General features: G+C 71.8%; 14 protein-coding genes. 7 read left to right on the plus strand and 7 right to left on the minus strand.

Annotated features, from left to right (window positions below; all coding sequences use genetic code 11):
• The 3 genes from EKO23_RS06825 to EKO23_RS06835 all read right to left on the minus strand — a co-directional run.
• Positions 1–659, minus strand: a 659-nt coding sequence (locus EKO23_RS06825; RefSeq protein WP_246050942.1) for an MFS transporter, incomplete at its 3' end; no start/stop codon positions are given.
• Complete coding sequence (locus EKO23_RS06830) at positions 656–1,375, minus strand: LppX_LprAFG lipoprotein (RefSeq protein ID WP_134715537.1); 720 nt, start codon at positions 1,373–1,375, stop codon at positions 656–658. The genes EKO23_RS06825 and EKO23_RS06830, both read right to left, overlap by 4 nt.
• A 4-nt stretch (positions 1,376–1,379) precedes the next feature.
• On the minus strand, positions 1,380–3,857 hold the full coding sequence (locus tag EKO23_RS06835; protein ID WP_134715539.1) for a DNA gyrase/topoisomerase IV subunit A: 2,478 nt from the start codon (positions 3,855–3,857) through the stop codon (positions 1,380–1,382).
• A gap of 155 nt (positions 3,858–4,012) precedes the next feature.
• Here EKO23_RS06835 and EKO23_RS06840 point away from each other — a divergent pair, with 155 nt between their 5' ends.
• The 5 genes from EKO23_RS06840 (at position 4,013) to EKO23_RS06860 (ending at position 10,695) form a co-directional block, all read left to right on the plus strand.
• Positions 4,013–4,687 carry a hypothetical protein gene (locus tag EKO23_RS06840; RefSeq protein ID WP_134715541.1) on the plus strand — a complete coding sequence of 225 codons (675 nt, stop codon included), beginning with the start codon at positions 4,013–4,015 and terminating at the stop codon, positions 4,685–4,687.
• A gap of 10 nt (positions 4,688–4,697) precedes the next feature.
• On the plus strand, positions 4,698–7,427 hold the full coding sequence (locus tag EKO23_RS06845; RefSeq protein ID WP_246050943.1) for a bifunctional acetate--CoA ligase family protein/GNAT family N-acetyltransferase: 2,730 nt from the start codon (positions 4,698–4,700) through the stop codon (positions 7,425–7,427).
• Between the two features lie 187 nt (positions 7,428–7,614).
• Entirely contained in the window at positions 7,615–8,904 is a 1,290-nt protein-coding gene (locus EKO23_RS06850) for an MFS transporter (protein WP_167880354.1), read from the plus strand.
• Between the two features lie 49 nt (positions 8,905–8,953).
• Positions 8,954–9,544 (plus strand): DUF5998 family protein, encoded by a 591-nt coding sequence (locus EKO23_RS06855; protein WP_134715545.1) that lies wholly within the window; start codon positions 8,954–8,956, stop codon positions 9,542–9,544.
• Positions 9,541–10,695: an alkaline phosphatase family protein gene (locus EKO23_RS06860; RefSeq protein ID WP_246050944.1), complete on the plus strand. Its 1,155-nt coding sequence runs from the start codon at positions 9,541–9,543 to the stop codon at positions 10,693–10,695. Before EKO23_RS06855 ends, EKO23_RS06860 begins: the two co-directional genes overlap by 4 nt.
• 168 nt (positions 10,696–10,863) lie before the next feature.
• Here EKO23_RS06860 and EKO23_RS06865 read toward each other — a convergent pair whose 3' ends face one another.
• Together EKO23_RS06865 and EKO23_RS06870 are read right to left on the minus strand one after the other, a co-directional pair.
• On the minus strand, positions 10,864–12,282 hold the full coding sequence (locus EKO23_RS06865; protein WP_246050945.1) for a multicopper oxidase family protein: 1,419 nt from the start codon (positions 12,280–12,282) through the stop codon (positions 10,864–10,866).
• Positions 12,283–12,313: 31 nt separating this feature from the next.
• A complete protein-coding gene (locus EKO23_RS06870; RefSeq protein WP_134715547.1) occupies positions 12,314–12,787 on the minus strand; it encodes a hypothetical protein in 474 nt (157 codons plus the stop codon).
• A gap of 308 nt (positions 12,788–13,095) precedes the next feature.
• Here EKO23_RS06870 and bglX point away from each other — a divergent pair, with 308 nt between their 5' ends.
• Positions 13,096–15,405, plus strand: a complete 2,310-nt coding sequence (gene bglX / locus EKO23_RS06875) for a beta-glucosidase BglX (RefSeq protein WP_217702511.1) — start codon at positions 13,096–13,098, stop codon at positions 15,403–15,405.
• Positions 15,406–15,498: 93 nt separating this feature from the next.
• Here bglX and EKO23_RS06880 read toward each other — a convergent pair whose 3' ends face one another.
• Together EKO23_RS06880 and EKO23_RS06885 are read right to left on the minus strand one after the other, a co-directional pair.
• Positions 15,499–16,953 carry an amino acid permease gene (locus EKO23_RS06880; protein WP_134715549.1) on the minus strand — a complete coding sequence of 485 codons (1,455 nt, stop codon included), beginning with the start codon at positions 16,951–16,953 and terminating at the stop codon, positions 15,499–15,501.
• A 57-nt stretch (positions 16,954–17,010) separates the two neighbouring features.
• Positions 17,011–17,667, minus strand: coding sequence for a thymidine kinase (locus tag EKO23_RS06885; protein ID WP_134715551.1), 657 nt, complete (start codon positions 17,665–17,667; stop codon positions 17,011–17,013).
• A gap of 62 nt (positions 17,668–17,729) precedes the next feature.
• Between EKO23_RS06885 and EKO23_RS06890 the strand changes: the two genes are divergently transcribed.
• Entirely contained in the window at positions 17,730–18,536 is an 807-nt protein-coding gene (locus EKO23_RS06890; RefSeq protein ID WP_134715553.1) for a sulfurtransferase, read from the plus strand.

An 18,536-nucleotide genomic window follows, 5' to 3' on the forward strand; every position in this document is an offset into this window, starting at 1 on the left:
GACGGGCGCAGAGCGCCCTCCTCAACCACCGGCGCATCCGGTGGTTGCGGACGTCGCGATGCGACCGTCTCGACACCACCACGACCGGCCAGGTGCCGGATCGCGGCGGCCAGGACCAGCGCCACCGCGAGGTTGACCAGGAAGATCGCCTGCCAGTCCGCCAGCGCCAGGACGACGGCGCCGAAGAGCGGCCCCAGCACCGAGCCGAGCTCCTGCACGGCGGAGACCACGCCGAGTGGGACGCCCCGGCGCTCGACGGGGTAGAGGTCGGCGACCAGCGCCAGCGTGGCCGGGACCAGGCCGCCGCCACCGACTCCCTGGAGGAAGCGGCCGGCGACCATGCTGGGCAGGTCGTAGGCGAGCGCGGTGACCAGCGACCCGGCCGCGAACACCATCAGCGACATGACCAGGACCGGGACCCGGCCGCGCAGGTCGGCGATCCGGCCGATCAGGGGCAGCATCGCGACGTACCCGAGCAGGAAGCCGGAGACCACCGGAGCGGCGCGCTGGAGCTCGTTGATCGGGATCCGTGCCGTCGACATCATGTCCGGCAGCGCGAGCACCACCACGTAGGTGTCGGCGGCCGCGAAGGCGACGGCCACCGCCGCGAGCGCGAGCAGGACCCGCGAGGACCGGGCCACCGTGCCGCCGCCGGTCACGGCGCCTGGATGTCCTTCTTCGTCCCGTAGTCGTCGAAGGTGATCGAGTAGGTGAGCTCGTCGGCGTCGGGGTAGAACTCGCCGGTGAGCTTGGCCTCGCGGAGCTCGCCGTTGCTGCTGACGGTGTACGTCGCGTCGAAGTCGTCACCGGTCGCGCTCGGGATGACGGTCTCGACGAAGGACGCCGGGACGGTGCCGTTGTACTCGGTGAGGATCTCCTCGTTGTTCTCGCCGCCGCGGACCTCGTCGCCCTTCTCCAGGCCGTCGGTGTTGACGAGGAGGTCGGAGAGCCCGCCGGAGGTGGCCATCAGGTCGGCCGGGTCCGGTGCGCCGTAGTCGGCGGGGTCGGCCTGCTGGAACGTGGGCACGAGGTACTTGATCCAGACCTTGCCGTCGGTGGCGATCACGTCGACGTCGACCGAGAGGCCGGAGACCTCGACGGTGATCTGGCCCTCGAACCCGGGCGGGTGCACGCCGACGCCCTCGGCATTGGTGAGGCCCTGCACGCCCGAGGGGAGATCCTTGGTGGAGAGGTCCAGCCGCACGCCGGAGGTCTCGTCGAGGGTCTTCTTGGCCTGCGCCATGACCTCCTGCGGGTCCTTGCCCTCGCTCACGGAGCTGGCTTTGTCGCCCGTGCAGCCGGCGAGGCCGAGGGACAGGACGAGGGAAGCCACGGCCAAGGGACCCCCGGCCACGACGTCACGGGTGCGCGGCATGCACCTACCCTGCCACACCGGAACCCGCCCCCAGACGCGCCGCCACCGGGCCCGCGACGGCGACGATCGGCTGGCTTCCGGGGACGCCGGACCCGTCCCGCCTGCCGGTGGCCTCGGGCAGCTCGACCGGGGCCCCGCTGGAGGCTGCGGCCCGGGCCGGGGCGTCGCCCGCCCAGGCCAGCACCAGCGCGTCCTCGCCGCGCAGGAAGCGGTGGCAGCGGACGCCGCCGGTGCCGCGGCCCTTGGCGGGGTACTCGGCGAACGGGGTCACCTTGACCGACCCTGGCTCGGTGCCGGGCAGCGCGGTGGAGGAGCCGGACGACGTGACCACGACCGCGTCCCCCGACCCGAGCGCGCCGAACCAGAGCACCGACTGGCCCCCGGTGACCCGGATGCCGGCGATGCCGCCACCGGAGCGACCCTGCGGCCGCACGGACCCCGCGGAGTAGTGCAGGAGCTGGGCGTCAGTGGTGATGAAGCAGAGCGTCTCGGTGCCGGTGACCAGCTCGACCGCGCCGACCACCTCGTCGCCCTCCTTGAGCGAGATGACGTCCCACTCGTCCTTGCCGAGGACCTCGGGGTTGACCCGCTTGACGACGCCCTCCCGGGTGCCCAGCGCCAGGCCGGGGCCGTCGGTCGAGAGCGAGGTGAGGGCCAGGAGCCGCTCCCCGGAGTCGAGCGAGAGCGCCTCGCTGACCGGCAGGCCGCCACCGAGGTGCGGGTCGTTGGCCGAGGGCGGCAGAGCCGGCAGGTCGAGGACGCCGAGCTTCACCAGCCGGCCCCGGGTGGTGAGCGCCCCGATCTCGCCACGGGCGGTGGTGCGGACCGCGGACACGATGACGTCGTGCTTGGCCCGGCCGCGGCCGGTGCCGGGGGTGTCGTCGCTCGTGGTGCGGGCCAGCAGCCCGCTCGAGGAGAGGTAGGCGTAGCAGGGGTCGTCGGCCACCTCGAGCGGCGTCGCCGCTGCGGTCACCGCGGTCCCGGCTGACTCCAGGAGCACCGTGCGGCGCGGGGTGCCGAAGGTCTTGGCGACCTCGCCCAGCTCGTCGGAGACGACCTTCCGGAGCAGCTTGTCGTCGGCGAGGATCGCGTCGAGCTCCTCGATGGTGCGGCGCAGCTCCTCCTGCTCCTTCTCGAGCTCGATCCGGCTGAACTTCGTCAGGCGGCGCAACGGCATGTCGAGGATGTAGTCGGCCTGCACCTCGCTGAGGTCGAAGATGCCCATCAGCCGCTCCTTGGCAGCAGGGGCGTTGTCGGAGGACCGGATCACCTGGATGACCTCGTCGATGTCGAGGATCGCGATCAGCAGCCCGTCGACGAGGTGCAGACGGTCGGCGGCCTTGCCGCGGCGGAACACCGAGCGTCGGCGTACGACGTCGAAGCGGTGCCCCAGGAAGACCTCGAGCAGCTCCTTGAGCCCGAGCGTGCGCGGCTGCCCGTCGACCAGCGCGACCGCGTTGATGCCGAAGGAGTCCTCCAGCGGGGTCTGGCGGTAGAGCTGCTCGAGCAACGCCTCGGGGTGGAAGCCGTTCTTGACCTCGATGACCAGCTGGAGGCCCTTCTCGCGGTCGGTGAGGTCCTTGATGTCGGCGATGCCCTGGAGCTTCTTGGACTGGACCAGGGTCTTGATCCGCTCGACGACCTTCTCGGTCCCCACGCCGTAGGGGAGCTCGGTGACCACGATGCCCTTGCGCCGCGCGGTGACCGACTCGACCCGGGCAGTGGCGCGCATGCGGAAGGTGCCCTTGCCGGTCTCGTAGGCGTCGCGGATGCCCTCCAGACCCACGATCTTGCCCCCGGTGGGCAGGTCGGGGCCGGGGATGAACCGCATGAGGTCGTCGACGGTCGCGTTCGGGTGGGTGATCAGGTGCTTCAGTGCCTGCACCACCTCGACCAGGTTGTGCGGGGCGATGTTGGTGGCCATGCCGACCGCGATGCCGGTGGTGCCGTTGACGACGAGGTGGGGGATCGCGGCCGGCAGCACCGCCGGCTCGAGCTCCCGGCTGTCGTAGTTGGGCCGGAAGTCGACCGTGTCCTCGTCGATCGAGGCGGTCATCGCCACCGCGGGCGGTGCCATCCGGCACTCGGTGTAGCGCATCGCAGCCGGCGGGTCGTCCGGGGAGCCGAAGTTGCCGTGACCGTCCACCGTCGGCAGCCGCATCGCCCACGGCTGCGCCATCCGGACCAGCGCGTCGTAGATCGCGCCGTCGCCGTGCGGGTGCAGGCGACCCATGACCTCGCCGACGACGCGGGCGCTCTTGACGTGCCCCCGGTCGGGGCGCAGGCCCATGTCGTTCATCGTGTAGAGGATCCGGCGCTGCACCGGCTTCAGCCCGTCCCGGGCGTCGGGGAGCGCGCGGGAGTAGATGACGGAGTAGGCGTACTCGAGGAACGACGTCTCCATCTCCTGCTTGATGTCGGTGTCGAGGATGTGCTCCTCGAAGTCGTCCGGCAGGGGCGGTTGCGTCGTACGTCGTGCCATGCGCGCATTCTCCCTGCTGCCGGGGACAGCCGAGAGGCGGGCTCGCCGCCGGAGACAGGGGATCTCCGGAAATTTCCGGGTTTCCGAGCCGGGCTGGCGGTCTGGACGAGACAGTCGTCGTGGGCGGCGGGCGCCGTGGACACGAGGGGGACGGGATGGGAACGACGTCGGGGACGAGGGCGTGGGCGGGGTGGGGCGTGGCGACGGTCGTGCTGTTCGCGATCGGTTCGCTGATGCCGTTCCCGGCGGTCGCCGTGGACGACCAGCAGCATCCGGACCGGCTGGTGGAGGCGCTGGCGGGCCACGAGTGGCAGCTCTTCGTGCGCAACGGGGTCTCCTGGTGGGGAACGGCAGCCCTGCTGGTGTTCCTCCTGGCGATGGACCGGCACCTCGCCGTCCGGGTTCCGTCCCACTCCCTCCTCCCCGGCCTCGTGCGCGCAGGTGGAGCGGCGACCTGTGCCGGCCTCTTCCTGGGCTACGGGTTCCTCGCCGCGATCGGCGGGTCGGTCGCCTCGGACCTCCCGGCCAGCACCATCGCCGCGGTCTACGCCACGGGCGACGGGCTCGCGTACGGCGCGTGGACCCCGCTCGGACTGGTGACGGCCGCGGTCGCCGTCTCCGGCATCCGCGGGTACGGCGTGCCGCGCTGGCTCGGATACGTCAGCGCCGGCTTCACGATCCTGTTCGCGGGGCTGGCGTTCTTCCCGTTCGTCAGCTGGTTCCCGGGCCTCGTCTGGGTCCTCGTCGCATCGGTCGGCCTGCTCCTCGACGGGCGTTCGGGGGGACGGGCCCCGCGGCACGGTGAGGAATCGGAAACCTCCACCGGCTAGATTTCGGGGTGTGAGCGCACCCGGCGAGACCCAGGCCCCCGGCGGGGACCGGCCGGTGCCGCCGGAGGCTCCGCGGCACTGGTCGGCGGACGTGCTCCTGCTCGACGGGCGCACCGCCCACATCCGGCCGATCCGACCCGACGACGACGACCGGCTGGTGACGTTCTACTCGCGGGTCTCCGACGAGTCGAAGTACTTCCGGTTCTTCTCCCCGATGCCGGTGCTCTCCGACCGCGACGTCCAGCGGTTCACGAACGTCGACCACCACGACCGGGTGGCGTTCGTGCTGCTGCTCGCCGACGAGATCATCGCCGTGGGGCGCTACGACCGGGTCGACGGCGGCGAGGCCGAGGTGGCGTTCCTCGTCGAGGACCGGCACCACGGGCGCGGAATCGCCCAGATCCTGCTCGAGCACCTGGCCCAGGCGGGGCGCGAGCAGGGGATCGAGAAGTTCGTCGCCGAGGTGCTGCCCAACAACCAGCGGATGATCGCCACGTTCCGGGCGGCCGGGTACCACGTGGTCGGCGGGTTCGAGGACGGCGTGATGAGCCTCGAGTTCCCGATCGACCCGACCGACACCGCGATCGGCGTGATGGAGAACCGCGAGCACCGTGCCGAGGCCACCTCGATCGCGAAGTTCTTCAACGCCCGGTCGGTCGCCGTGATCGGCGCCAGCCGGCGACAGGACACGATCGGGCAGGTGCTCGTCCGCAACCTGGTGACCGGCGACTTCACCGGCGTCGTGCACGCGGTGAACCCGTCCGCCGACGCGGTCAGCGGGCTCCCGGCGTACGACTCGGTCTCGGACATCCCCGGCGAGGTCGACGTCGCGATCGTCGCGGTGCCGGCCACCGCCGTCCAGGACGTCGTGCTCGACTGCGCGGCGAAGGGGGTGCACGGCCTGGTCGTGATCTCCTCGGGCTTCGCCGAGACCGGCGAGGAGGGCCGCAAGCGGCAGCGCCGCCTGGTCGGCCTGGCCCGGTCCTACGGCCTGCGGCTGATCGGCCCGAACTGCCTCGGCTTCATCAACACCGACCCCGAGATCTCCGTCAATGCCTCCCTGTCGTCGAACATGCCGCCGCGCGGCCGCGCCGGGTTCTTCTGCCAGTCCGGGGCGCTCGGCTCGGCGATCCTCGAGAAGGTCTCCAACCGCGGCCTCGGCCTCTCGACGTTCGTCTCGGCCGGCAACCGTGCCGACGTGTCCGGCAACGACCTGCTGCAGTACTGGGAGGAGGACGAGTCCACCGAGGTCGTCCTGCTCTACCTCGAGTCGATCGGCAACCCGCGGAAGTTCTCCCGGGTGGCCCGCCGGGTGTCCCGGCGCAAGCCGATCGTGGCGGTCCGGTCGGGCCGCACCACCCAGGGCGTGCCGATGGGCCACGCCGTGCGCACGCTGTTCGGGTCGCAGCACGCCGTCGACGCGATGTTCCGGCAGGCCGGCGTGATCCAGGTGGACACGCTCGACGAGATGTTCGACGTCGCCCAGCTGCTGGCCCACCAGCCACTGCCGGCCGGGCGCCGGGTCGCGGTGGTCGGCAACTCCGACGCCCTCGGGCTGCTCGCCTCCGACGCGGCCGCGGCGGTCGGCCTGGTGGTCGGCTCGTCGGTCGCGCTCGGCCCGGAGGCCACGGCCGAGGACTTCGAGGACGCCCTCGACCAGGCCATCGACGACCCCGAGATCGACTCGGTGGTCGCGGTCTACATCCCGCCGCTCAACGTCTCCGGCGAGGACGTCGCCAACGTCCTCGCAGCGGTGGGGGAGCAGTCCGACAAGCCGATCGTCACCACGTTCCTCGGCGCCGAGGGCGTGCCCGAGCTGTTGCGCGTCCCGGACGTGGCCGGCTCGACGGCCGGCCGCGGCTCCGTGCCGTCGTACCCAGCGGTGGAGTCGGCGGTCCGGGCGCTGGCCCGGGTCGTGGAGTACGCCGTGTGGCTGCGGATGCCGCACGAGGAGGCCGGCGACCCGTCCGAGGTGGACAGCGCTGGGGCGAAGCGGCTGCTCAACTCGATCCTGATGGAGGACCCCGAGGGTCGTGACCTGACCCCGGTGGAGGTGCGCGAGCTGCTGGCGGCGTACGGCGTCGACGTCTGGCAGGCGGTCGACGTCAGCAGCGCGGACGCGGCCGTGGCCGCCGGCGAGGACCTCGGCTGGGACGTGGTGCTCAAGGCGACCGCCGGGCACCTGCGCAACCGTCCGGACCTCGCCCACGTCTGGCGCAACATCGCCGGCGCCGACGAGATGCGCACGGCCTGGGCGTCGCTGTGCGAGCTGATCGACGCCCCGGGCAACGCCGGCTTCGTGGTGCAGAAGGTCGCGCCCCCCGGCGTACCGGTGGCCATCGGGGTCGTCGAGGACCCGCTGTTCGGGCCGGTCACGTCGTTCGGCATCTCCGGGCCGCTGACCGACCTGCTCGGCGACCGTGCCTACCGCATCCCGCCCCTCACCGAGCACGACGCCCGCGCGATGACCCGGGAGATCAAGAGCTCGCCGATGCTCTTCGGCTACCGCGGCAGCGAGGTCGTGGACGTGGACCGCATCGAGAAGCTGGTGGTGCTGGTCTCGCGGCTCAAGAACGACTTCCCGCAGCTCCGCTCGCTGGACCTGTCACTGGTGCTGGCCGGCAAGGACACCGCGACGGTGCTCACCGCCGAGGCGCGGGTGGAGCCGGTGGTCGACCCGCGCTCGGACTGGTTCGTGCGGCGGCTCAACCAGGACCCGGACGACACCCTCACCGACTGACCCGGCACAAGATGTGCCGACTCACCGCCCGGGAACCATGGTGACCCGGCACAAGATGTGCCGACTCACCGCCCGGGAACCATGGTGACCCGGCACAAGATGTGCCGACTCGGCGATGGGGGCGGCTGAGGGCGGGAATATCGGTCGCACGGGGCGGGGCGGCGACGCAGAATGCTGCCTCGTGGGCATGGACGACGTGATCCCGGGCGAGACTCGCTTCCGCGACCTCGATCCGTTGGTGCGACGGCTGTTCGTGGGCTTCGCGTTCTCGGCCCTCGGCAGCGGCCTGACCATGCCTTTCCTCTACGTCTACCTCGCCGAGGTCCGCGGCTTCGCGACCGCGTCGGTGGGCCTGGTGTTCGCCTGGATGGGACTGCTCGGGTTCCTGGCCGCGCCGCTCGGCGGCACCCTGATCGACCGGTTCGGGCCGAAGCCGGTGATGGTCAGCGGCCTGCTCGTCGAGTCGCTGGCGACGATGTCGATCGGCCAGGTCGAGACCCTCGCCGAGGGGTACGTCGTCGCGTCGGTCATGGTGCTCGGCACGGTCGGGCTGTGGCCGGCCGCGACCGCGATGCTCACCCGCCTGGTGCCGGAGCACGCCCGCGAGAAGGTCTACGGGCTGAACTTCATGCTGCTCAACGCCGGCCTCGGGCTGGGCGGTCTGATCAGCGCGCTGCTCATCTCGGTCGACGACGTCGAGAGCTTCCAGCGGCTGTACCTCGTCGACGGCGCGACGTACCTCGTCCACCTGGCCGCGGTGGTCAGCCTGCCCCGCGGCACCGGCCGGGCGCCGACCCGGGCGCTGGACGGCGCCGACGACACCGAGTCGATCGCGAAGGTCGGCTGGCACGTCGTCCTCCGCGACCGCACGCTGCTGCGGGTGGTCGGCTTCTCGATCATCGCGATCACGTTCGGCTACTCCCAGATGGAGGCCGGGCTCGCGGCGTACGCCGTCGACGTGGCCGAGGTGCCGGCCAAGGCGCTGGGCTTCGCGTACGCCGCGAACACCAGTGCGATCGTCTTCGGCCAGCTGGTCACGCTACGGCTGATCAGGGGCCGCCGTCGCTCGTCGATGCTGGCGCTGTGCGCGGCCACCTGGTCGGTGTCGTGGGTGGTCATCGCGACCTCCGCCGCGGTCGACGGCTGGGTCGCGATCGGCTGCATCGTGGTCGGGCTCGGCCTCTTCGGGGCAGGCGAGACGCTGTGGGCGCCGGTCGCGCCTGCGGTCGTCAACGGGCTGGCACCCGAGGAGATGCGCGGCCGCTACAACGCGCTGCAGGGCATGACCTGGACGGTCGGCTCGATCGTCGGGCCGGCGACCGCGGGCATGCTGATCGGCCACGACCTGCCCTACGTGTGGGTCGGCCTGGTCGTGGGCGGCACCGCGCTCGCCGCGGCGGCCTTCCTCAGCCTGCGCCGGCACCTCACCGACACGCAGGACGGGCTGGTCCCCGCGGGTGAGCCGGTCCGCTCCTGACCTGTGCACTCGTGACCGCTTCCGCAGGGGTGCGTGACAGACTCTCCCCATGCGCAACCGCAGCCTGACCGAGCCGTCCGACACCACCGGGGCCCTCCGTGCCGCGATCGACCGCACCGGCTACTACCCGGAGGTCGTCACTGAGGGCGTCGAGGCCGCGGTCGCGGGGGAGCAGGTGAGCGCGTTCTACGTGCACCACGAGCCGACGATCGAGCGCGACGAGGTCCGCCGGCACATCACGGTCGTGGTGCTGACCCCGAGCCGGCTGATCCTCGCGCACACCGACGAGCACACCGGCGACGACCTGCTCCCGCAGCCCTACACCTCCACCTCCACCGAGGCGATCGCGCTGTCGTCGGTCAAGTCGGTCGTGGTGACCCGGATGGTGGCCAACCCGACCTCCGGCCCGCAGCCGCCCGCCGAGGCGGTGCTCACCATCGGCTGGGGCGGGGTCGGCCGGCTCGACCTCGAGCCCGCCGGGTGCAGCGACCCGCAGTGCGAGGCCGACCACGGCTACACGGGCGTCCTCGCCGCGGACGACTTCTCCCTGCGCGTCTCGGCCGCGGCCGAAGGGCCCGACGCGGTCAACTCCCTGCTCGAGTTCGCGCAGGTGCTGTCGGCCGCGACCCAGCACAGGTGAGCACGCACCGGGGGGACGACCCGCTGGCCACTCCGTCCCCGAACGGCTTCGTCGCCCCGGCCTACGGCAGCCGCTCGCTCGGCGACCTCGTCCCCGCGGTCGGGGCTGCCCTCGGCGTGGTCGACCGGGGCGCGCCGAGCGACCTCGTGCTGCCCTACGCCCCGGCGTACGTCGTGTTCCTCGTCGACGGGCTCGGCCAGGTGCTGCTCGAGCGCTACGCCCATGCGGCGCCGTTCCTGGCCTCGCTGCTCGGCCGACCCGGCACTGCCGGCGTCCCGTCGACCACCGCCACCTCGCTCACCTCGCTCGGCACCGCACTGCTGCCGGGTCAGCACGGGCTGGTCGGGTTCACCGCCCGCATCCCCGGCACCGACAAGCTGCTCAACCACCTGTTCTGGGACAAGTCCGTCGACCCCGTCGTGTGGCAGCCGCACCCGACCGCGTTCTCCCGGCTGGTGGCGGCCGGCGTGCACGTCACCGCGGTGAACAAGCGCGAGTTCGTCGGCTCCGGGCTCACGGTCGCTGCCCACCGGGGCGCGGAGTACGTCGGCGCGGACAAGGTGGGCGAGCGGATCGCGGCGGCGATCACCGCGTCGGCCCAGCGACCGTCGCTGACCTACCTCTACGACGGTGACCTCGACTGGACCGGACACCGCTACGGCGTGGCCTCCACCGCGTGGCTCCAGCAGCTCGCGATGGTCGACGCCGCGGCCGAGCAGCTGCGCGAGGCGCTTCCCGCGTCGGTGCGACTGGTCGTGGTCGCCGACCACGGCATGGTCGACAGCCCGGTGTCCTCACGGATCGACGTGGACGAGGTGGCCGGCCTGCGTGACGGGGTGGTCCTGCTCGGTGGCGAAGCGCGCTTCCGTCACCTCTACTGCCGGCGCGGCGCCGTCGACGACGTGGCCGCCACCTGGCGCGAGGTGCTCGGTGACCGGGCCCGGGTGCTGACCCGGGACGAGGTCGTCGGCGAGGGCTGGCTGGGGCAGGTGGCGCCCGACGTACGCCCCCGGATCGGCGACGTCATGGTGGCCTGCCGCGGCGACCACGCGGTGATGTCCACCCGCGACTTCGAGTACGAGAAGTCCCTGGTCGGCCTGCACGGGTCGCTCACCCCGGACGAGATGCTGATCCCGATCCTGATCGCCTGAGCCGGTCGCTCGGCCCGGCGGCGGCCGTCGTAAGCCCGCAATTGCAGCCGTATTGCATGTCGCGGGTCCAGGAATGTGTCATGCGGCTGCAATTGCGGCCTCGCGACAGCGCGGCCCGCCACCGGACCTGTCATGCGGCTGCAATTGCGGCCGCATGACAGTCCGACCTCACTCCGGGTGGTTGCCGGGGGCGTCTCCGATGTCGTACGACGAGGTGACCCCGGCGTACATCAGGTGCGCGACCAGGCCCTCGGCCGCGTGCGGCAGGTTGTGGCAGTGGTCCATCCAGATGCCCGGGTTGTCGGCGACGAAGGCGATCTCGAACTCCTCGCCGGCGGCGACCTCCAGCGAGTCGATCCACCACGGGCTGCCGGTGGCCTCCTTCCCGTCCCGGGAGAGAACCAGGGCGTGGTGCCCGTGCAGGTGCATCGGGTGCGACTCGCCGCTGTTGTTCTCGATGTGGAAGACGGCGACGTCGCCCTCCTCGACCATGTACATCGGGATGTCCGGGAAGAGGTGGCCGTTGATGGTCCACCACATGCCGGGCTTCCCGTCCAGGAACCCCGGGCGTCGCCCGATCCGGTAGTCGAAGCGACGGTCGGGCGAGGACGCGTCGATGCCGGGGTCGGTGGGGGTGCCGTAGCCCAGGAAGTCGACGAACGTGCGCGGGGCCTTGGGCTCCGCCCCGCCGGTCGGGTCCTCGCCCAGGACCAGGGCCGTGGTGGCGCCGAAGTCGACCCGCGCCCCGCCCTCGGGGACGACCACACCGAGGTCGACCCGTGCGCCGGCGGTGAGCTTCACCGCGACGTCACGGACCTCACCCGGCTCGTGCACGTCGGTCCCGTCCACCGCCAGCACCCGGTACGGTGCGCCGGTCACCCAGATCGGCATCAGCGCGTTGTCCGTGTTGACCACCCGGACCCGCACCTCGTCCCCGGGCTGCGCGTCGACGGTCTGCGTCCCCTCCGCGCCGTTCAGGGTCGGGGTGCTGCCGTAGCGGTGCAGCACGGCCACCTCGTCGCGCACCCCCTTGTCGGGCCGGCGCGGCTCGATCACCAGGGCCCCCAGCATGCCCTGGCGCACCTGCTCGTGGGAGACCTGGTGGGCGTGGTACCAGTACGTCCCGACCTGGTCGGCCCGGAAGCGGTAGGTGAAGGTCTTCCCGGGCTCGACGGCGTCCTGGGTCACGCCGGCGACGCCGTCCATCGCGTTGGGCACGTCGATGCCGTGCCAGTGGATGGTGGTGCCGTCGGTGATGTCCTCGTTGCGCAGGGTGACCTCGACCAGGTCGCCCTGGGTGACCCGCAGCGTCGGGCCGGGGCTGGTGCCGTTGATGGTGATCCGGTCGCCGTCGCGGGCCGCGGTCAGGGTCTCGGTCACGTCGGCGGGGCGGCGCGACCGCTCGACCAGCTCCGCGACCGGCGTACCGGGGTGGCCGGCGTGGTGCTCGTGCCCCGCCTCCGGGCCGCCGCCGTAGTCGGCGTACCCCATCTGCGTGATGTCGTAGCTGTCGGGCAGCCGGCTGTCCCACCACAGCCAGGCGATCGGCGTGACGACGACTGCGGTCGCCAGGAGGGCCAGCGGCAACCGCAGTCGTCTGACTTGCACGGAGCTCCGATCAGGCCGAGACCGACACCGGCTCCTCGTCGGCCGGCTTCGCCACCGAGGAGGCACGTCGACCCGCCATGACCGCGGTTCCGAAGAGCACGAACGCGTTCACGCCATGGAGCGCGCCCAGCGCCGAGACCTCGTGACCGAAGATGCCGAGCATGACCTGCAGCACCACCAGGCCGAGCACCCCGAACGCGAACGCGACACCGCGGGGGATCCGGGCGAAGAAGGACACGATCACGAGGGCCAGGGCGAGGAGCGGGATGATCATCATCCCGTTCTGGCCGTGGATCATCAGGCCGGTGAACTCGTCGAACGGCTTGGTCCCGTTGTCGAACGCGTCCTCGAAGGTCTGCTTGTCCACGACGCCACCGTCGTCGACCCAGATGCCCATGCCGGCGATGCCCCACACCATCACCGAGGCCTGGACCACCACTTCGAACGCGATCAGGTACGCCAGGACGCGATAGGTCGCTCTCATCCGGTTCCCCTTCTTCCGGGGGCGCGCGTCGTTGCGCGCACCCTGTCAAACCCCTCTTTCCAGCATCGACCGCGCGGACGGTGCCGGGAATGGCACGACCGGGCCAGACGTGCCCCGGCTCGACCCGAGGCGCGTGGCCGGCCGGAGGCCGGTGAGTTTGGCCGGGACCCGGCAGATGGTTGACGGGGCAACGACGCCGAGAGTTGGATCGGTAGACCTGAACGGGTGCGGACACCGGGGGGCACTCCGCGACGGTGCGGGCCGGCGTACGTCGGTCCGGTCTTGGGCACCGACTCGGAGGAGACCCTGTGAAGAGACACGCGACCGTCGCCCTGCTGGCGGCGGCAACCCTGGCGGTCGGAGCGGTGGCGAGCAGCGCTCCGTCCACCCCGACCTCGAGCGACGAGGTGGCACTGGCGCCGGTCGGACCGGCCCCCGGCAGCAATGTCGAGAAGCGCGTCGACGCGCTGCTCGAGCGGATGACCACCGAGGAGAAGCTGCAGCAGGTGCAGCTGCTGTCCGACGGCCAGGTCACCGACGAGGACGCCCGCAAGGGCGTGGGCGGGGTGTTCAGCCTCGTCGACCCGGCCCGGATCGACGAGCTCCAGCACATCGCGGTGGAGGAGTCGCGGCTCGGGATCCCGATCCTGTTCGCCTACGACACCATCCATGGCTACCGGACGATCTTCCCGGTGCCGCTCGGGGCCGCCAGCTCGTTCGATCCCGAGGTCGCCCGGACCGATGCGACCATCGGCGCCCGCGAGTCCGCGACGGTCGGGCTGAAGCAGATCTACAGCCCGATGGTCGACCTGTCGCACGAGCCCCGGTGGGGCCGGATCGTCGAGGGCGGGGGAGAGGACCCCTACCTCAACGCGGTGCTGGCCGCGGCCCGCGTGAAGGGCGCGCAGGGAGACGACTACGCGGCCCGGGACAAGGTGGTCACGAGCGTCAAGCACTTCGTGGCCTACGGCCAGCCGGAGGGTGGCCGCGACTACAACACGACCGACATGTCCGAGTCCCGGCTGCGCAACTACTACCTGCCGCCGTTCAAGGCCGCCATCGACGCCGGCGCGGACACCGTCATGTGCTCGTTCAACTCGATCAACGGCGTGCCCGGATGCGCGAACAGGTACACCGAGACCGACATCCTCAAGAAGGAGTGGGGCTTCGACGGGTTCATCGAGAGCGACTACACCGCGGTCTCGGAGACCCGGGCCTGCCCGCCGCGCAAGCCCGATGAAGGGCCGTGCGGCCACGGCACCGCCGCCGACGGGCCGGAGGCAGCCGCGAACGCGCTGATGGCCGGTACCGACTCCGAGATGGTGAGCACCCACATCCGCGACAACGGGGCGCAGCTGCTGCGGGAGGGCCGGATCAGCCGGGCCCGCCTCGACGACGCCGTACGCCGGATCCTGCGGATCAAGTTCCGGGCCGGCCTCTTCGACCACCCGTACGTCGACCAGGCGGAGGCGGCGGACGAGTCGAGCTTCCTCACCGACGACGACCGCGCCGCGGCTCGCGAGGCTGCCGGCCGCTCGATGGTGCTGCTGAAGAACCACGACGCCACGCTGCCGTTCGACGCGTCGAAGAAGACCGCGGTGATCGGCCCGCTCGGCAAGGACCAGCACAGCGTGCTCGGTCCCTGGTGGGGACGCGGCCGCGACGAGGACGCGGTCAGTGTCTTCGACGGGGTGAGCGAGCAGTCGCCGGGCGCGACGTACGCCGAGGGCTGCACGCTGACGCCCAGCGAGCCGCCGAGCAACACCCCGGAGGACGAGTGCGCCTCGGACGCGGGGTTCGCGGAGGCGGTCGCGGCGGCCGAGGCGGCCGACCAGGTCGTGCTGACCGTCGGTGAGACCCGCGAGATGAGCGGCGAGGCGGCCTCGCGCACGACGCTCGACCTGCCCGGCCGGCAGGAGGAGCTGATCGAGGCGATCAAGGCGACCGGCACGCCGTTCGTCGTGGTACTGCTCAACGGGCGGCCGCTGACCCTGGGCGACGTCGCCGGGGACTCCCCGGCGATGCTCGAGGCGTGGTTCCCGGGCGTCGAGGCCGGCAACGCGGTCGCGGACGTGGTGTTCGGGAAGGTGAACCCCGGCGGGAAGCTGCCGGTGTCGTTCCCGCAGCGGCTCGGCCAGGTGCCGATCTACTACAACCACGAGCCGACCGGACGGCCGTGCGACGTCACGCAGAAGTACAACTCGCGCTACCGCGACCTGCGCTCCTGCGACCCGCTCTACGAGTTCGGCTTCGGGCTCAGCTACACGTCCTTCGACATCTCGGGCCTGACCCTGGACCGGCGCACGATGAGCCGCAACGGGCGGGTGAAGGTGAGCGTCACCGTGAAGAACACCGGCGAGCGCAAGGGCGACGAGGTGGTGCAGCTCTACCTGCGCGACCCGGTGGCCAGCATCGCCCAGCCGGTACGCCGCCTGCGCGGCTTCGAGCGGGTGACCCTCGCGCCCGGCCAGACCCAGCGGGTCGGCTTCACCCTCGACCGGGACGACGTCGGGTTCCGGGACAACCGCGGGAAGCTCGTGGTCGAGCCCGGCGAGATCCAGGTGTACGTCGGGAGCTCGGCGCGGGCGGACCTGACCGACTCGTTCCGGGTGCGGTGAGGCGGGTCGAGGTCTCCTGACTGGTGAAGCCGGCGCTTCCCACGCGAGCCATCGTGTGGGAGGCGCCGGTCCCGTCTGGGAAGCAGGCGACGCTCAGCGCTCGGCGTCGTCCCGGGTGCGGGTGGTGGTGGGGTGCAGCAGCGAGTGCCGGTAGCCGTAGCCGGCGTACACCGCAAGGCCGATCAGGAACCACACCACGAACCGGAGCCAGGTGACCGGGGACAGGTAGGTGATCAGCCACAGCGAGGCGACCACGCCGAGGGCGGGCACCACCGGCATCCCGGGGGCGCGGAAGCCGCGCTCCATCTCGGGGGAGCGGTAGCGGAGCACGATCACCGCCGAGCACACGATCGCGAACGCCAGCAGAATGCCGATGTTGGTCAGCTCGGCGGCCTCCGCGATGGGGGTGAAGCCGGCGATCAGCGCAGACCCGACGCCGACGATCCAGGTGACCCGCGCGGGCACGTGGTGCTTCCGGTCGACCGCCGCGAACCAGCGGGGGAGCAGGCCGTCGCGGGCCATCGCGAACCAGACCCGGGTGACCGCGAACATGAAGGTGAACATCACGGTCGCGATGCCGAGGATCGCGCCGACCGAGATCAGCGTCGCCACCCCGGGAAGGCCGACGTCCTCGAAGGCCTGCGCGAACGCCGACTCCTCGTCGATCTCGGTGTAGTCGACCATGCCGGTCAGCACCAGGCAGGCCAGGACGTAGAGCACCATCGAGATCGCCAGCGACAGGATGATCGCCTTCGGCAGCGCCCGTCGGGCGTCAGCGGACTCCTCGGCGGCGGTGCTCATCGCGTCGTACCCGAAGACCGCGAAGAAGACCACGGCAGCGCCCGCGAAGACGCCGCTCCACCCGAACGGCAGGAACGGCGTGTAGTTGTCGGTGTTGATGTAGAACGCGCCGATCGCGACGATCAGCACGACCAACCCGACCTTGAGCCAGACCAGGATCGACTCGAACCGCGCCGCGTTGCGCACCCCGCGGGTCAGCACGAACGCGATCAGCAGGCACAGCACCACCGCGAACAGGTCGACCACCCGGCCGGGCTCGTCGGGTTCGCTGCCGGGCGCGCCCATCATCCACTCCGGCAGCCCGAGCCCGACCTGGTCGACGAGGAAGCCGAAGTACCCGGAGATGCCGATGCCGACCACGGCGACGATGGCGGTGTACTCCAGCAGCAGGTCCCAGCCGATGAACCAGCCGACGCCCTCGCCGAGCACCGCGTAGCCGTAGGTGTACGCCGACCCGGCCTTCGGGATCATGCTCGCGAACTCGGCGTACGACAGGGCGGCGCAGGCGCTGGCCAGCCCGGCCACCAGGAACGAGAACAGCACCCCGGGACCGGCGTCCTCCTTGGCCACCGCACCGGCCAGCGAGAAGACGCCGGCGCCGATGATGCCGCCGATCCCGAGGGCGGTGAGCTGCCAGAGGCCGAGGGCGCGCTCGAGCCCGCCCTCCTCACCCGTCTCGCCGTCGTCGATCTGCGCCACCGGCTTGCGCCGGAAGATGCCGGTCTCGCCCGTCGAGAGGATGCCCATGGGTCCCACCCTCCCGGTGGCCCGCGCGGAGGGCAACGGGCTGCGCGGGCGGGCGCGTCAGCCGAAGGGCAGTGGCTCCGGGGCCAGGCTGACCGCCTTCGCGCGGGCCGCGGTGAGCCGGCGGCGGTGGTGCTGGCGGCACAGGACCTCGTAGGCCACGTCCACCTCGGCCGGCTCCTCGGCCGACGCGGTGTCGCCGACCACGATCACCTCGCCCTCGGTGACCATCGCGCCGTTCTCGGTGCGGGCGTTGTGGGTGGCGCGCTTGCCGCACCAGCACAGGGCCTCCACCTGCAGCACGTTCATCCGGTCGGCGAGCTCGACCAGACGGGCGCTGCCCGGGAAGAGCAGCGACCGGAAGTCGGTGAGGATGCCGAACGCGAACACGTCGATCTGGAGCTCGTCGACGATCCGGGCGAGCTGGTCGACCTGGCGGGAGGAGTAGAACTGCGCCTCGTCGCAGATCAGGTAGTCGATGCGGCCGCCCTGGGTGAGCGTGTGCACGACGTAGGTCCAGAAGTCGAAGTCCGTGGCGACCTCGATCGCCTCGTGGGTCAGCCCGAGGCGGGACGAGAGGGTGGCCTCCCCGGCCCGGTCGTGGGTGGTGAAGATCCGTCCGATCCGGCCGCGCGCCGCGTGGTTGTGGTTGGTCTGCAGCGCCAGCGTGCTCTTGCCCGAGTCCATGGTGCCGGTGAAGAAGTGAAGTTCAGCCACGAGGCGCAATCATGCCAGCCGGGTGGGCTTGTCCGACGCAGCCCGTACGGGACACTGAGGGCATGAGCACCTCGCCGCTGATCAACGTGACCGGACTGCAGGAGAGCCTCGGCTCGGTGACCGTGCTCGACGTGCGGTACCGGACCGCCGGACCCGGCGGGATCGACGAGTTCCGCGCGGGCCACGTCCCCGGTGCGTCGTACGTGGACCTCGACACCGACCTCGCCGCCCCGCCCGGCCCGGGCGGCCGGCACCCGCTCCCGGACCCCGTCGTGTTCAACGAGGCCATGCGCCGGGCCGGGGTGGGACTGGAGAGCGGGGTCGTGGTGTACGACGACTGGTCGGGGCAGGCGGCCGCGCGGGCGTGGTGGCTGCTGCGGCACTACGGGCACCACGACGTGCGGGTGCTCGACGGCGGCTGGCGGGCGTGGGTCGCGGCCGGTGGGCGCGTGGAGACCGGGGACCCGAGCCCGGTGCCCGGCGACTTCCACGGACGGCCCGGGTCGATGGGGGTGGTCGGGCCGGACGACGTGACGTCGGTCGGGGTGCTGGTCGACGCCCGGGCGGCCGAGCGCTACCGGGGTGAGACCGAGCCGATCGACCCGGTGGCCGGGCACATCCCCGGTGCGGTGAACGTGCCCACGGTGCGCAACCTCGACAACCACGGCCACTTCCGGGACGTGCACGAGCTGCGCGAGGTCTACGCCGCGGTCGGGGCGACGGCGGACGCCGACGTCGCGGCGTACTGCGGCTCCGGGGTCACCGCCACCCACGACGTGCTCGCGATGGAGCTGGTCGGGATCCGGGCACGGCTCTACCCGGGCTCGTGGAGCGGCTGGATCACCGACCCGTCGCGGCCGGTGGCCTGA

The organism is Nocardioides guangzhouensis (genome assembly GCF_004519545.1).
GTDB classification, from domain to species: Bacteria; Actinomycetota; Actinomycetes; order Propionibacteriales; family Nocardioidaceae; genus Nocardioides; species Nocardioides guangzhouensis.